This window comes from Ruegeria sp. BC1 (genome assembly GCF_056539305.1).
In genome coordinates this window covers 113,696-127,895 of record NZ_JBQFUT010000006.1, presented here as the reverse complement: position 1 = coordinate 127,895, position 14,200 = coordinate 113,696, and the positions used below count along the sequence as shown (strand labels likewise).

Annotated in this window: 14 protein-coding genes; 5 read left to right on the top strand and 9 right to left on the bottom strand. The window is 59.3% G+C overall.

Translation table 11 applies throughout. The features are described 5' to 3' along the window. Nucleotides 1-3: 3 nt before the first annotated feature. Both ruvA and ruvC read right to left on the bottom strand, forming a co-directional pair. Nucleotides 4-681: a Holliday junction branch migration protein RuvA gene (ruvA, locus tag ACR0IY_RS13935; RefSeq protein ID WP_480674259.1), complete on the bottom strand. Its 678-nt coding sequence runs from the start codon at nucleotides 679-681 to the stop codon at nucleotides 4-6. Beyond that, the gene (gene ruvC / locus ACR0IY_RS13930; RefSeq protein WP_480674257.1) at nucleotides 678-1,175 is read right to left on the bottom strand and encodes a crossover junction endodeoxyribonuclease RuvC; all 498 of its coding nucleotides are present in this window, start codon (nucleotides 1,173-1,175) and stop codon (nucleotides 678-680) included. The genes ruvA and ruvC overlap by 4 nt, the downstream gene beginning before the upstream one ends. Before the next feature lie 334 nt (nucleotides 1,176-1,509). On the opposite strand from ruvC, the gene ACR0IY_RS13925 reads away from it, so the two are divergent. Then, nucleotides 1,510-1,722 carry a DUF1127 domain-containing protein gene (locus ACR0IY_RS13925; protein ID WP_480674255.1) on the top strand — a complete coding sequence of 71 codons (213 nt, stop codon included), beginning with the start codon at nucleotides 1,510-1,512 and terminating at the stop codon, nucleotides 1,720-1,722. 86 nt (nucleotides 1,723-1,808) lie between these two features. Here ACR0IY_RS13925 and ACR0IY_RS13920 read toward each other — a convergent pair whose 3' ends face one another. The 4 genes from ACR0IY_RS13920 to ACR0IY_RS13905 all read right to left on the bottom strand — a co-directional run bounded on the left by ACR0IY_RS13920 (nucleotide 1,809) and on the right by ACR0IY_RS13905 (nucleotide 6,719). Beyond that, nucleotides 1,809-2,168, bottom strand: coding sequence for a hypothetical protein (locus tag ACR0IY_RS13920; RefSeq protein ID WP_480674253.1), 360 nt, complete (start codon nucleotides 2,166-2,168; stop codon nucleotides 1,809-1,811). 104 nt (nucleotides 2,169-2,272) lie between these two features. Then, nucleotides 2,273-3,145 (bottom strand): 50S ribosomal protein L11 methyltransferase, encoded by an 873-nt coding sequence (locus ACR0IY_RS13915; protein ID WP_480674251.1) that lies wholly within the window; start codon nucleotides 3,143-3,145, stop codon nucleotides 2,273-2,275. Nucleotides 3,146-3,211: 66 nt separating this feature from the next. Further along, complete coding sequence (locus ACR0IY_RS13910; RefSeq protein WP_480674249.1) at nucleotides 3,212-4,444, bottom strand: MFS transporter; 1,233 nt, start codon at nucleotides 4,442-4,444, stop codon at nucleotides 3,212-3,214. Between the two features lie 79 nt (nucleotides 4,445-4,523). Further along, nucleotides 4,524-6,719, bottom strand: a complete 2,196-nt coding sequence (locus tag ACR0IY_RS13905; protein WP_480674247.1) for a primosomal protein N' — start codon at nucleotides 6,717-6,719, stop codon at nucleotides 4,524-4,526. Nucleotides 6,720-6,807: 88 nt separating this feature from the next. On the opposite strand from ACR0IY_RS13905, the gene fsa reads away from it, so the two are divergent. The 4 genes from fsa to ACR0IY_RS13885 all read left to right on the top strand — a co-directional run bounded on the left by fsa (nucleotide 6,808) and on the right by ACR0IY_RS13885 (nucleotide 10,065). Continuing rightward, nucleotides 6,808-7,461 carry a fructose-6-phosphate aldolase gene (gene fsa, locus ACR0IY_RS13900; RefSeq protein WP_480674245.1) on the top strand — a complete coding sequence of 218 codons (654 nt, stop codon included), beginning with the start codon at nucleotides 6,808-6,810 and terminating at the stop codon, nucleotides 7,459-7,461. Nucleotides 7,462-7,658: 197 nt separating this feature from the next. After that, nucleotides 7,659-8,366: a DUF484 family protein gene (locus ACR0IY_RS13895; protein ID WP_480674243.1), complete on the top strand. Its 708-nt coding sequence runs from the start codon at nucleotides 7,659-7,661 to the stop codon at nucleotides 8,364-8,366. Further along, nucleotides 8,363-9,283: a tyrosine recombinase XerC gene (locus ACR0IY_RS13890; RefSeq protein WP_480674241.1), complete on the top strand. Its 921-nt coding sequence runs from the start codon at nucleotides 8,363-8,365 to the stop codon at nucleotides 9,281-9,283. The genes ACR0IY_RS13895 and ACR0IY_RS13890 overlap by 4 nt, the downstream gene beginning before the upstream one ends. Nucleotides 9,284-9,369: 86 nt before the next feature. Beyond that, on the top strand, nucleotides 9,370-10,065 hold the full coding sequence (locus ACR0IY_RS13885) for a CDP-alcohol phosphatidyltransferase family protein (protein WP_480674239.1): 696 nt from the start codon (nucleotides 9,370-9,372) through the stop codon (nucleotides 10,063-10,065). A 3-nt stretch (nucleotides 10,066-10,068) separates the two neighbouring features. On the opposite strand, the gene ACR0IY_RS13880 is transcribed toward ACR0IY_RS13885, so the two are convergent. The 3 genes from ACR0IY_RS13880 to ileS form a co-directional block, all read right to left on the bottom strand. Continuing rightward, nucleotides 10,069-10,536 (bottom strand): hypothetical protein, encoded by a 468-nt coding sequence (locus ACR0IY_RS13880; protein WP_480674237.1) that lies wholly within the window; start codon nucleotides 10,534-10,536, stop codon nucleotides 10,069-10,071. 76 nt (nucleotides 10,537-10,612) lie between these two features. Then, nucleotides 10,613-11,068, bottom strand: a complete 456-nt coding sequence (locus ACR0IY_RS13875) for a methylated-DNA--[protein]-cysteine S-methyltransferase (protein WP_480674235.1) — start codon at nucleotides 11,066-11,068, stop codon at nucleotides 10,613-10,615. Between the two features lie 81 nt (nucleotides 11,069-11,149). Next, complete coding sequence (gene ileS / locus ACR0IY_RS13870) at nucleotides 11,150-14,062, bottom strand: isoleucine--tRNA ligase (protein ID WP_480674233.1); 2,913 nt, start codon at nucleotides 14,060-14,062, stop codon at nucleotides 11,150-11,152. Nucleotides 14,063-14,200: the final 138 nt, after the last annotated feature.

Here is a 14,200-nt window from a genome sequence, read left to right as displayed (position 1 = left end):
CACTCACCCTTTCGGAGCCAGCAGTTTCAGGGCAGCCCGGATCAGGTCGGCTTCACCTGCGTCAGGCAGGCTGGCCGCCGCTTCGGCCACGGCAGATGCCGCCTCGGACGGTCCATAACCCAGATTGGACAGGGCTGACAGCGCCCCGGCAGAGGCCGCCGCCGATCCCGAAGCGGGTTTGAGCGCGCGTTTGGGTGCAGGCGTGGGTTCGGCCAGTTCGACAACGTCCAACGCCGGGCCATCCATCGCCTCAGTCACGGTGCCGCCCATCGCCATCACGCCCGGTGCCTTGTCCTTGAGGTCTAGCACGATCCGTTGCGCTGTCTTTGGCCCCACCCCCTTGGCCGCCTTGACCGACGCCCAGTCGCCCAGCGCAATCGCGCGGCTAACGCCATCCGGCCCCAGTGCAGACAGGATGGCAAGCGAGACTTTGGCCCCGACGCCCTGCACAGAACACAGCAACCGGTGCCATTCCTTTTCGACCAGCGACAGGAAACCATAAAGCTGCATCAGGTCTTCGCGCACCACCATATCGGTGTAGATCGAGACCCCCTCACCCACACCTGGCAGTGCTGCCATGGTCCGGTCCGAGCAATAGACGATATAGCCGACCCCGCGCACGTCGATCAGCACGTGATCTGCCGCACGATAATCCAACCGACCAGTTAGCTTGCCGATCATGCCCGCACCTCTTTCATTCGCGCCTGTGGCGCTGTGCCGTAATAGGAATGACAGATGGCAATGGCCAGCGCGTCCGCCGCGTCCGCCCCTTTGGGCTGACAGCCGGGTAGTTGCAGTTTGACCATATGCAGGACCTGCTCTTTTTCGGCATGCCCCACGCCCACGACTGTCTTCTTGACCCTGTTGGGTGCATATTCCCCGACCGGAAGCCCGGCCTGCGCCAATGTCAGCAGAGCCACCCCCCGCGCCTGGCCCAGCTTCAACGTCCCGGCTCCGTCCTTGTTCACAAAAGTCTGTTCGATGGCGGCCTGATCGGGGCGATGCTCGGCGATGACTTCGACAATCTGGTTATGCAGGGACAATAGGCGCTCACCCAGATCATCCCCATCGGATTTGCACAATCCGTTCGCAACGTGGCTAAGGCGGCTGCCATGCGATTCGATGACGCCCCATCCCAGGGTCCTGAGCCCCGGATCAATGCCCAAAATCCGCATGTATTGCCTCGGCCTGCTCGGGTTTTTGTGATCTTTCTTACCGATTAGCACGAAGCGTGAACATTTTCCAAGCGAATTGACCCACCGCCTGAAAACGACAGACCTGTTCCCGTGGCGACAGAAAGGACTGTTTGCGACAGCGGGAAGTCTGAAATCGACGCGCATCATGACCGTTTAATGGCCAGTAAATTAAGGATTTTTTACGAAATACCGGCCTTGCAAAAATTGCATAGGACACATGCAAATTACGCACTTGTGCAGCCAATTCGACATCACTAGATGCCGCTCAGATCGAAAGATCAAAACCTTAACTCAAACCAGAAGGAAACAGGATATGGCTGCACTGGACACTACCCGCACCACCACTGGCTCGTTCGGCCTCGTTGGCCGTATCGGCGCACATTTTGCATCGGTTGTGAACGCCGTTGTTGAATGGAATGACGCCCGCGTAACCCGCAACGTGCTGAGCGATCTGACAGATCGCGAACTGGAAGATATCGGACTGTGCCGTGGCGATATTGACGTCGTGGCTGAAGGTCGTCGTTAAGATTTAACGCACCCAGCACTCACTCAACATTTTGCCCAAGGGCAGAGCAGAACGCCGTGCATCGACAGATGTGCGGCGTTTTTTGGTCAGAGCTGGCTGATCCAGGGTAGATAGGCGGTGATCTGAGTCGAAAGGAACTCTGACACCGGATCAATCTGCATGACCCAAGCACCGGCTTTTTCCACCGACGTTCCCTCGGCCAGACTGTCAACGCGATACTGATAGGCAGACGCACCCAGGCTGGTCAGTAAAAACGTCTTGAACACAAACAAACCGGCAAGACAGATCAGGAGCATCTTTGCCGGCACTGCGGATTTGATCCGCTGCGGTTTCATGACCACAAGGCCATCCTTGCGCATGGTCGCGCGATAGCCTCGGCTGAGCTTAGCGTGTTTCTTGTTCAGGCGATGTACGCGCTGACTAAATTCCAGTTGTTTTACTGTCATGGCAGCCTCCGAAAAACCGCCCCCGTATCCTCGATATGACGGTAGTAAGAGAATGCGACAAAAAAGAGGCAGGAATCCACGAAACTCCTGCAAATGGTCAGAATTTAGCCCTGTTTACTTAAGATTAGCGTCGTCCACTCACCAATCTCATCCCTTTTGATAACATTGAACCCGTTTTGAGAATAAACCGAGACTACATCATCCGCCTGTTCATTGAGGATTCCTGACAGAATCGCTTGACCTCCGGCCCGTAGATTCGCAGCGATTTCGGGTGCCAGAGCAACCAGCGGACCTTTCAGGATATTCGCAAAAATCAGGTCATACGGCGCATGGGATTCCAAATTCGGGTGGTCGAAACCCGCCGCCTCAACGCAGTGGACCTGACCAGACATTCCGTTAGCCTTCAGGTTGGCCTCGGCCACATCCACAGCGACCTGATCAATATCGCTGGCGATGATATCCCCATCCCAGACACGGGCTGCGGCCATCGCCAGAACAGCGGTGCCGCACCCAATATCGGCAACTCGGCTCGCGACAAAACCCTCATCCAGCAAGTAGTCCAACGCCTTCAGGCAGCCCAGCGTTGTACCGTGGTGCCCTGTCCCAAAGGCCATCGCCGCCTCGATCAACAGCGGAATACTGTGTTCAGGTAGCTTGTCGGCGTCGTGACTGCCGTAGACGAAGAACCGTCCGGCCTCGACCGGGGCAAGTTCACGACGGACATGAGCCACCCAGTCGGTTTCGGGCAGTTCAGAGACCACGAACGGTTTGGCCTCAAACGCCGCGGACAGAACCGCCAGCGCGGTCTCGTCCGGGGTTTCGGTGAAGTACCCACCAACTTCCCACAGACCCGAGCCGTCTTCGACCTCAAACACACCAACGCCGGTGGGTTCGGGATCCAAACGCTCCATCGCTTCGCCCAGACCTTCGGCGGCCTTCTTGCCAGTCAGAGTGGTAAGCGCGGTAAATGTGGGCATGGGGGCCTCCTGTCTCAGTTGAAACAGCGCCTAGGGTGCAGACCCGCCAAGGTCAAGCATTAGCGCCTATTCAGCGGGGGCCGGAGCGTATTTCGACAGGATAGTTTCATTGCCCGGTTCAGGGTGGCGTGGGATCAGCAACGACAGACCCAACGACACCAGCGCCATTGCGGCGGCCAGCCCGAAAACCGCGCCGGGTGAAATGACCCAGAGCAAGCCCAGCAGCGCCGGCAGGAACACCGCCGCGATGTGGTTAATGGTAAAGGCCACTGCCGCCGTGGGCGCAATATCGGCGGGGTCTGCGATTTTCTGGAAATAGGTCTTCAGCGCCAGTGCCAGCGCGAACAACACGTGATCGATCACATAGAGGATCGCTGCCAGCAGGACACCCCACCCGAACCAGTAGATGCCGCCATAGGCCGCAAAGACAATGGCCAAACCGGTGTATTCGAAGATTAGGGTGCGACGTTCACCGAACATCGACACAGCCTTACCCAGCATCGGAGCGGCGGCCATGTTGATCACCAGGTTGATCAGATAGAGGCTGGTCAATTCATGCACTTCGAACCCAAACTTCTCGACCATCATGAAGCCTGCAAAAACGACAAAGATCTGCCGCCGCGCGCCCGCCATGAATTGCAGCGCGTAGTACAGCCAATAGCGTTTGCGCAGCACCAGTTTCTTGGTCTGCGGTGTCGGCGCATCGAATTGCGGGTATGCGAACAGGCAGAACATGGCCAGCAAGGCCGTCACCCCGCCCGCAGCCATAAAAACAAAGTTATAAGACAGATCGAACCTGTCCCAGGTCAGCACGATCAAACCGTAGACAACCGCCGTGGCTGCCGACCCCATCGCCACCAGCCAGCCCAGCACCTGTGGCGCGCGATCCTTGGGCAACCATTGCAGCTGCAGCGACTGGTTGACCGTCTCGTAATAGTGAAAACCGATCGAACTGAACAGCGTCACGAACAGCAACCCGCCGAGGCTGGGAAACCACGCCGTCACAGCCGTTGCCACACCCAGCATCATCAGCGAAATCATCGCCAGCACCTGTTCACGGACGAAGATGATCACCGCGATGACGCCAACGGCCAAAAACCCGGGAATTTCGCGAACCGTATGCAGCAGACCGATATCAGCACCATCAAAATTCGCCACTTCGATGACGAAATTGTTCAGCAGCGCGCTCCACGCGTTGAACGCGATGGGCATGGTCAATGCCATCACGAACAAGAGCGTCACAGGGCGGCGCCAGAACGGAAGGCTCTGCGCCTCGGATAGAGGCATGGGTTTAAGCATGAGACCCCTGTACGCCCAATTTTACGATTTGGCGAGCGCAAAGGTCACGACGCACACTGCCTATGCATTGGTGCAGAGGTCAGTAGAAGCTCTGCGGGTCGATATCTACAGTCAGACGGATGTCGCCTTTCAGGCGCAATGGGGCGATCCAGCGAGCGATGGCATCCTGGATTGGTGCGCCTTTTGGGGCCTTGACCAGCAGGCGCACGCGGTGCCGACCCCGGATACGCGCGATGGGGGCTGGGGCCGGGCCAAAAACCTGAGCACCAATATCCCGCAAAGGCCCGTCATTGCGCGCCATGGTGTTGCCAATGTCGAATACCGGCCCGACCTCTGGCCCCGACAGCACGATCCCGGCCATGCGACCGTAAGGGGGGACTCCAGCGGCCTGCCGACCAGCAGCCTCGGCGGTCCAGAACCCTTCCTCGTCTCCGGACAGAATGGCCCGGATCACCGGATGTTCCGGCTGAAAGGTCTGTAGCAGTGCTTGCCCGGGTTTATCCGCCCGGCCTGCTCGGCCTGCAACCTGCCGCATCAACTGGAACGTCCGCTCTGCAGCCCGCAGATCGGCCCCGTGCAAGCTGAGGTCGGCGTCGATGACTCCAACCAATGTCAGTTTGGGAAAGTTATGTCCTTTGGCCACCAACTGTGTGCCGATGATGATATCCGCGTCGCCTTCGGCAATCTCTTCAATCTTGGCCTTCAAGGCCCGCGCCGATCCGAACAAGTCGGAACTGAGCATCGCGATCTTGGCCTCAGGGAAGGTCACTTCGGCCTCTTCCGCCAGCCGTTCGATACCCGGCCCAACTGGCGCCAGTTTCCCTTCGACCCCACACGATGGACAGACCTCCGGCATCGGTTTGCTCTCACCGCACTGGTGACACATCAGACGTTTCAGAAACCTGTGCTCGACCATCCGCGCATCGCAGTGGTCGCAGGCGATCTGTTCGCCACAGGCCCTGCACAGCGTCACCGGAGCATAACCCCGGCGGTTGATGAACAGCAGCGATTGCTCGCCCCGTTCAATCCGTTGCCGTACCGCCTGCCGCAGGGATGGTGAAATCCACGTGCCGGGCTGCATTTGCTCGGCCCGCATGTCGATCGGCTTCATCTCGGGTAGCACTGCCGCGCCAAAGCGCGAGGTCAGATCCAGGCGTTCATACTTGCCCGCTTCGGCATTGGCCCAGCTTTCAAGCGACGGTGTGGCGCTGGCCAATACAACACGCGCACCGCAGATCGCTGACCGCAGCACAGCCATGTCGCGGGCACTGTAATGCACACCATCCTCTTGTTTGTAGGACGTGTCATGTTCCTCATCGACCACCACCAGCCCCAGATTGCGGAACGGCAGAAACAGCGCCGAACGCGCACCGACCACCAGTTGCGCATCGCCCTGACCAACCATGCGCCAGACCCGGCGGCGTTCGGTCATCGTCGCCCCCGAATGCCACTCGGCCGGGCGCGCACCGAACCGCGCCTCAACCCGGGTCAGGAATTCGGCGGTCAGTGCAATCTCGGGCAGCAGCACCAATGCCTGCCTCCCCATGCGCAAGGCTTCGGCCACGGCTTCCAGATAGACCTCGGTCTTGCCCGAGCCGGTCACACCCTTCAACAGCGTGGTCCCGTAGTCACCTGTCCGCAACCCGGCTTGCAACTTTTCCACCGCCGCCGCCTGATCCTCAGTCAGCGCCTTGCCCGGCAAATCCGGTTCCAGATGCGGATAAGGCAAATCACGGGGGCTGTCTTCTTCACGCACCGCGCCCTGCTTGACCAACCCCTTGACGACCGATGAGGTCACGCCTGCCTGTTCTGCCAGTTCCTTCAGCGTGAAGGCCAGCCCACCATAGTCGCGCAGCACCTCCAACACGCGGGTCCGCGCATCGGTCATCCGATCGGGCTCACCCTCGCCCAAGCGATAGATCTTGCGCATCGACGGCGGATCTCCCAGCCCCGGAGCCCGCGTTGCCAGCCGCAACATCGAAGGCATCGGTGTCAGCGTGTAATCGGCGGCCTTGCCCAGAAACACCCGCATCTCTTCGCGCATCGGCGCGACTTCGAGCACGCGAATGACTGACCGCGCCTTGGCAAGGTCAAAGCCACCCTGCCCCGGCCCCCAGACCACACCCAGCACCTTGCGGGGGCCCAGCGGCACTTCGACAAACGCGCCCAAAAAGCACCCACCTTCGGGCGCCTTGTAATCCAGCGTCCGGTCCAGCGGCTGAGCGGTCAGAACAGCCACCAGCTCACCTTGGTCGAAATACTCCTGAGCGCTCAACGCATATCCTTTGCAGGGGGTTTCAGCATGGGTCTCTTTGAGGTAAAGGCATCCGCGACCAAGGCCAACCCATCAAAGGACTGCCCTCATGAAATTCTTCGTAGATACCGCCGAGATCGACGCCATTGCCGAACTGAACGATCTGGGCATGGTTGACGGTGTAACCACCAACCCGTCGCTGATCCTGAAATCAGGTCGCGACATTCTGGAAGTGACCAAGGAAATCTGTGATCTGGTCGATGGACCGGTTTCCGCCGAAGTGGTTGCCACCAAAGCCGAAGACATGATCGCCGAAGGCCGCAAGCTGGCCAAGATCGCTCCGAACATCGCCGTCAAAGTGCCGCTGACTTGGGACGGTCTGAAAACCTGCAAAACGCTTTCGGACGAAGGCCAGATGGTTAATGTGACCCTGTGCTTCTCGACCAATCAGGCGATTCTGGCAGCCAAGGCAGGCGCAACCTTCATCTCGCCCTTCATCGGCCGTCTGGACGACATCAACCTCGACGGCATGGACCTGATCGCCGATATTCGTCAGGTCTATGACAATTACGGGTTCGAGACCGAAATCCTTGCCGCGTCGATCCGCACAGTGAACCACGTAACCGACAGCGCCCGCATCGGCGCCGACGTGATCACCGCGCCGCCTGCCGTGATCAAGAAACTGGCTGATCACCCGCTGACCGACAAAGGGCTTGAGACCTTCCTGTCCGACTGGGCCAAGACCGGTCAGAAAATCCTCTGATCTCATGCACAACCGCGCGGTGCCGACAGGCGCCGCGCCCGGCCCAACTGCAAAACCTGATCTCTTGATCAGGATGTTGCGGGCGGGAGCCACTCGGGCACTTACACGCATGAAATCCACTTCTGCGTGCATTTTTTCCAAGGCAAGTGCTGCAACCCATGTTATAACCCGGACAACAAAAAAAGACCGGACAGGACATGAGCAGCAACACCAAACTCAAGGACAATCTCCGCGCCGCGATTCTGGCCGAGCCAGACGCCGTGCTGGACGATAAGGATCTGATGCAGGCGCTGGTCGCCGCAAATGAACAAGCCCGCGGCGACAATGTCGTCGATCTGCGCGGAATCGCCATGCAGCGGCTCGAGGCGCGACTCGACAGGTTGGAAGACACGCATCGCTCCGTCATCGCTGCGGCCTATGAAAACCTCGCAGGCACCAATCAGGTTCACCGCGCCATCCTGCGCCTGCTGGAGCCGATGGAATTCGAGGACTTCCTGCGCACGCTTGGACAGGATGTGGCTGAGATTCTGCGGGTGGATCACATCACGCTGGTTCTGGAAACTACAGCGGTGCGGGACGACCCGGCCATCGAAAAGGTGGGGGGTGTGCTTACCGTCGTCGAACCCGGCGCAATCGATGCCTATCTCAGCCAGGATCGCGGCGGCCCGGCCCGTGATGTTGTGCTGCGACAGATTACCCGCCCGAACCCTCGGATACTCGGCCCGATCGCTGGTGAGCTTCGCTCAGAAGCCTGCCTTAAGCTCAATCTGGGCGAAGGCCGCCTGCCTGGAATGATTGTCATGGGCGCAAGGGACCCCAATCATTTCTCACCTCAATTGGGGACTGATTTGCTTTCCTTTTTCAACGGCGTGTTCGAACGCTCGATGCGCCACTGGCTGTCGTGAGCCTGATATCCCCAGCCTGCCGCGATGCTTTGCAGCATTGGCTGGACAGTCTGGGGGCACTGGCCGGGCGGTCTGAAAACACACAGATTGCCTATCGCGGCGACGTTACCGAATTCCTTTCGTTCATGACGCTACATCACAGCGAACGACAGGGGCTGACGGCGCTGGCACGGATTACCGTTTCGGATATGCGTGCCTGGATGGCGGATCAGCGCGGATCGGGCGTGGGCGCGCGTTCCCTGGCCCGTAAGCTTTCGGCCGTCAAAAGTTTTTATCGCTGGCTATCCGAACGCGAAGGGTTCGAACCCACTGCCGTTCTTTCCACACGCGCTCCGAAATTCACCAAAAAGCTGCCCCGCCCGCTGGCCGAAGACGCCGCACGCGCAATGATTGAGACGGTCGAGTTGCAATCGACCTCGGACTGGGTGGCCTCCCGGGACGTTGCCGTTGTCACCTTGTTATACGGCTGCGGCCTGCGCATTTCCGAGGCCCTGTCCCTGACCGGTTCGGATGCCCCCTTGCCACTCACCCTGCGCATTCTGGGCAAGGGTGACAAGGAACGAGAGGTTCCGGTTCTACCCGCTGCCCGCGCGGCGGTGGATCGCTACCTGCAACTTTGTCCGCACCCGCAATTCGCTGACAAGGCTCTGTTCCGCGGCGTGCGCGGTGGCCCGCTGAACCCGCGGGCCATACAGGGCGTAATGGCCAAAGCCCGGATGCAACTGGGCCTGCCGGCGACGGCAACACCGCATGCCATGCGGCACAGCTTTGCCACCCATCTTCTATCTGCCGGGGGAGATCTGCGGGCCATTCAGGAATTGCTGGGCCATGCTTCGCTGTCCACAACCCAGACCTATACCGCCGTAGATACAGCTCGGTTGATGGAGGTCTACAACCGCGCGCATCCTAAGGCGTGACACACCAACACATCGCGGTGTCCGCCAAATCACGGGTTGCTGGCTTTTGGTTTGCATCTGGCGCACGCATCGTACATGACACCAGAATGACACTCAGATTCAAAGCACTGTCCGTTCATCTGTTCACCGCCACGGGTGCCGTTTTTGCTATGCTGGCCATGTTGGCCGCAGTCGATGAAAAATGGAGCCTGATGTTTCTGTGGCTGGTGGTCTCGTTCATCGTGGACGGTATCGATGGCCCTCTGGCGCGGCACTACCACGTGAAAAAGAACGCGCCAGAGTTTGACGGCGTACTGCTGGATTTGATCATCGACTACCTGACTTATGTGTTCATTCCCGCCTTTGCCCTGTTTAAATCGGGATTGATGGACGGGTGGACCGGCTGGTTCGCCATCATTGTCATCACCTTTGCCAGCGCGATGTATTTTGCGGACACGCGCATGAAAACAAAGGACAATTCCTTTTCGGGCTTTCCAGGCTGCTGGAACATGTTTGTCATCGTGGTTTTTGCCCTGGAACCCAATTTCTGGGTCATTCTGGCGCTGGTCTCTATGCTGTCGCTGGCAATGTTTGTGCCGCTGAAATTCATCCACCCCGTCCGCACCGAGCGCTGGCGCAACCTGTCGCTGCCGATGGCATTGGCCTGGACGTTTTTCGCAGGCTGGGCGGCGTGGGTCGATTTTCACCCCGAAAGCTGGGCCAGCTGGGGGTTGGTCATCACCAGCCTGTACCTGCTGTTCGCAGGGATCGCGCAGCAGGTGATCCCGCCGCGCAAGGCATAAGGGTTACAGGATTTCCTGAACCTCAAACTCTGTTCCGTTATGGGTGAACACGTCGCCTTCTTGCAGGCCAACCATGGCCAGATAAATCGGACTTTGGGTCGAGATGCCCATGTAGGTCTTGCCCTCTACCTCGAACCGCGTGGTTGAAACACAGACCACAAACCGCCGGTTGTTGAATTTGACCACAGCACCGGGCTGTACTGTATCCGTGACACTAAAGTCGGTGTTTTCAATCACGTCGATCTTGGCGTGGTGGGCATGCACCGGCGCATCAAAGGCTGCTGCCAGATCCGCGTTCTCGCGCGAGGCTGCTAAATCGTCCTTGTCGTGCCCTTCCCGGTCATCCAATTGGGAATCCTTCAGGAAAGCGTCATAGTGGGCCTGCGCGGTTGCCAGTTCCTGCTCTTCCAACGACATCAGACGGTCGATGATGGCCTTTTTGCGGGCGGCCGGGTCTGTATGGGCGGTCATGCAATGTGGTCCTTTGAATTCTCTGATTGATACAAGTTGATCCTCAACCGGCGGGATTGCAACAGAATTCCGCCTTTCAGATCAGCAGGCCCGCTGCTCGTTCATGACGCAGCAAGGCCACTTTGGTCTCAATCCCACCGTCACCGGAAAAGCCCCCCAGACCGTTGGCAGCCAGCACGCGATGACAGGGAATGATCACCGGAATGGGGTTGGCGCCACAGGCCTGGCCAACCGGCTGCGGTGGCTGGCCCAGCTCCCTTGCAATATCGCCATAGGTGCGGGTATCGCCCAGAGGAATTGCGAACATCAAGTCACAGACCCGGCGTTGAAAATCGGACCCGGCCACTTGGTACGGCAGGTCGAACCGCTCCAACCGGCCCTGATCATAAGCAGTCAGTTGCGCGGCGGCCTCTTGCAGCAAGGGCGTATCCGGTGCGTCATCACGGCCATTCCAGATAAGGCGCGTTATGGCTCCGTCGGTTTCTTCGACCCCAAGGCGACCAAATTGAGTATCAACAGCAATCATCGGCATAGGGTCAGCGTTTCAGATAGCAATTGCCAGCGCAAGCCGAGAACGAAAAACCCCCGGCGTGTTGGCCGGGGGTTCTCAGGGTTAATTCAGTGCCTCATCGCAGCGCCCGCAGACGCCTTCGTGTGCGTGGCGGCCCACATCGGGCAGGATTTTCCAGCACCGCTGGCACTTGTTTCCTTCGGCCTTTTCGAACAAAACCGCAACGCCTTCAATTTCAGGCACACGGAATGCTTCGGCCGGGGCCGGGTCGCCGGTGACGGTCAATCCGGACGTGATGCACATGTCGTCCACGTCAAACGTGGCCAGCAGGTCGCGTGTTTCGCCATCCTCCACATGAACGATCGGCGCAGCTTCAAGGCTGGAACCGATCACCTTGTCCTGACGCTGAACTTCAAGCGCAGCGGTCACGGCGCGGCGTACGCGACGGATTTTGGCCATGCCGGCTTCAAGCTCGGCATTGCGCCAATTGGCTGGCGTATCCGGGAAATCCGCAAGGTGGACCGAGCTGTTGTCGCCCGGGAAGCGCTCCAGCCAGACCTCTTCCATGGTGAAGACCAGAACCGGGGCAAGCCAAGTGGTCAGGCGGTGGAACAGGATGTCCAGCACGGTGCGGGCGGCGCGGCGGCGCAAGCTGTCTCCATCGCAGTACAGCGCGTCTTTGCGCACATCGAAATAGAACGACGACAGGTCCACCGTGGCAAAAGTGAACACGGCGCTGAATACACCCTGGAAATCAAACGCAGCGTAGCCCTTGCGGACCTGCTCATCCAGATCGGCCAGACGGCTGAGGACCCAGCGTTCCAGACGTGGCATATCCTCGGGTGCGACACGGTCGGCTTCGGTGAAGTCGGCCAGCGACCCCAGCATGAACCGCATGGTGTTGCGCAGGCGGCGATAGCTGTCGGCGGTGCCTTTCAGGATTTCCGGCCCAATCCGCTGGTCGGCGGTGTAGTCGGTTTGAGCCACCCACAGGCGCAGGATATCCGCGCCATACTGCTTGACGACCTCTTCCGGCACGATGGTGTTGCCTAGCGATTTGGACATCTTGTTGCCCTTGGCATCCAGCGTAAAGCCGTGGGTCACCACGTTGCGATATGGTGCACGGCCCTTGGTGCCGCAGGCTTGCAGCATCGAGGAATGGAACCACCCGCGGTGCTGGTCGGTACCTTCCATGTAGACATCGGCGATACCGTCTTCGGTACCATCCTCACGGTCGCGCAGTACGAAAGCGTGGGTCGAGCCGGAGTCGAACCAAACGTCCAGCACGTCAAAAACCTGATCGTAGTCGTCGGGATTGGCGATGCCGTCGAGGATCTTCTCTTTGAACCCATCGGTGTACCAGACGTCCGCTCCGTCCTTCTCGAACGCCGCCTTGATGCGCGCGTTGAGTTCCTCGTTGCGCAGCAGGTAATCCGTGTCGGTGGGCAAAGCACCTTTCTTGGTAAAGCAGGTCAGCGGCACGCCCCAGGCGCGCTGGCGCGACAGAACCCAGTCCGGGCGCGCTTCGATCATCGAATACAGGCGGTTACGACCTGTCTGCGGCGTCCACATCACCAGCTCATCGATGGACCGCAAGGCACGTTCGCGGATGGTATCCCCCATCTCGCCCATACCATCGTTCAGCTTACGGTCGACGGATGCAAACCACTGCGGCGTGTTGCGATAGATGATCGGCGCCTTAGAGCGCCACGAATGCGGATAGCTGTGCTTGATCTTGCCACGCGCCAGCAGCCCGCCAACTTCGACCAGCTTGTCGATGACGGCTTTGTTGGCGTCACCCTCACCGCCCTTGCGGGACAGAATGAACTTGCCGCCAAAGAACGGCAGATCAGCACGGAACGAGCCATCGTCCATCACGTTGTAGGTGATGACCTGCTCCAGCATGCCCAGATCGCGGTACAGCTCGAATTCCTCCATCCCGTGCGAGGGCGCACAGTGTACAAAGCCTGTGCCTTCGGTATCGGTCACGAAATCAGCAGCGCGGAAGTCGCGGAAGTCGTCCCATTCGCCATTGCCACCCTCGGCCCCGGCCAGCGGGTGGGTCAGTTGCACGCCTGCCAGTTCATCCGTGGTTACGTCGCGGACGCGAGTCCACTGGTCGTCATTCAAACGGGCGCGGCCCAGCACATCGGCGGCCAGATTGTCGGCCAGCAGGAACTTGTCGCCCACAGCGGCCCAGCATTCATCCGGTGCACCGGTGACTTCATAGAGGCCGTACGAGATATCCTTGCCGTAAACGACTGCCTTGTTCGACGGCATCGTCCATGGGGTCGTCGTCCAGATCACAACAAACGCGTCATCCAGATCACCCGCACTCTCGACCTTGAACTTCACCCAGATGGTGAAGCTTTCCTTGTCGTGGTACTCGACCTCGGCCTCGGCCAAGGCGGTTTTCTCGATGGGCGACCACATCACGGGCTTAGAGCCCTGATAGAGCGTGCCGTTCATCAGGAACTTCATGAACTCGTCGGCGATCACGGCCTCGGCGTGGTAGTCCATGGTGATGTAGGGATCGGCCCAGTTGCCAGTGATGCCCAGACGCTTGAACTCTTCGCGCTGGATGTCAATCCAGCCTTCGGCGAACTTGCGGCATTCCTGCCGGAAGTCGACGACGTTCACCTCATCCTTGTTCTTGCCCTTCTTGCGGTACTGCTCCTCGATCTTCCATTCGATCGGCAGGCCGTGGCAGTCCCAGCCGGGCACATAGCGCGCGTCGAAACCCATCATCTGATGCGACCGCACGATCATGTCCTTGATGGTCTTGTTCAGCGCGTGGCCGATATGCAGGTGGCCGTTGGCGTACGGAGGGCCATCGTGCAGCGTAAAGGGCGTGCGGCCCTCTTTTTCACGCAGGCGGTCATAGACGCCGATAGTCTCCCACCGCTCCAGCCATGCAGGTTCGCGTTTGGGCAAGCCGGCGCGCATGGGGAAATCGGTCTTGGGCAGGTTCAGCGTGTCTTTGTAATCAGGTGTCTGGATCGTGTCGGCGCACATTGGGGGCGTCCTTTGGATGATCTGGTCGTCGTGTGGATCGAAGCGGTCGGTGCGAATTCTCAAACACCTTTGCCCGGCGTCTCAGAGGGGTCAGAGCGCCGGGGATATAATTCGAATAATGATGGCCAAACGGTCATG

What these genes read in the sequence shown, in the direction of transcription:
- ruvA (WP_480674259.1), bottom strand. Translation starts at nt 681, where the DNA reads ATGATCGGCAAGCTAACTGGTCGGTTGGATTATCGTGCGGCAGATCAC.
- ruvC (WP_480674257.1), bottom strand. Translation starts at nt 1,175, where the DNA reads ATGCGGATTTTGGGCATTGATCCGGGGCTCAGGACCCTGGGATGGGGC.
- ACR0IY_RS13925 (WP_480674255.1), top strand. Translation starts at nt 1,510, where the DNA reads ATGGCTGCACTGGACACTACCCGCACCACCACTGGCTCGTTCGGCCTC.
- ACR0IY_RS13920 (WP_480674253.1), bottom strand. Translation starts at nt 2,168, where the DNA reads ATGACAGTAAAACAACTGGAATTTAGTCAGCGCGTACATCGCCTGAAC.
- ACR0IY_RS13915 (WP_480674251.1), bottom strand. Translation starts at nt 3,145, where the DNA reads ATGCCCACATTTACCGCGCTTACCACTCTGACTGGCAAGAAGGCCGCC.
- ACR0IY_RS13910 (WP_480674249.1), bottom strand. Translation starts at nt 4,444, where the DNA reads ATGCTTAAACCCATGCCTCTATCCGAGGCGCAGAGCCTTCCGTTCTGG.
- fsa (WP_480674245.1), top strand. Translation starts at nt 6,808, where the DNA reads ATGAAATTCTTCGTAGATACCGCCGAGATCGACGCCATTGCCGAACTG.
- ACR0IY_RS13895 (WP_480674243.1), top strand. Translation starts at nt 7,659, where the DNA reads ATGAGCAGCAACACCAAACTCAAGGACAATCTCCGCGCCGCGATTCTG.
- ACR0IY_RS13885 (WP_480674239.1), top strand. Translation starts at nt 9,370, where the DNA reads ATGACACTCAGATTCAAAGCACTGTCCGTTCATCTGTTCACCGCCACG.
- ACR0IY_RS13880 (WP_480674237.1), bottom strand. Translation starts at nt 10,536, where the DNA reads ATGACCGCCCATACAGACCCGGCCGCCCGCAAAAAGGCCATCATCGAC.
- ACR0IY_RS13875 (WP_480674235.1), bottom strand. Translation starts at nt 11,068, where the DNA reads ATGCCGATGATTGCTGTTGATACTCAATTTGGTCGCCTTGGGGTCGAA.
- ileS (WP_480674233.1), bottom strand. Translation starts at nt 14,062, where the DNA reads ATGTGCGCCGACACGATCCAGACACCTGATTACAAAGACACGCTGAAC.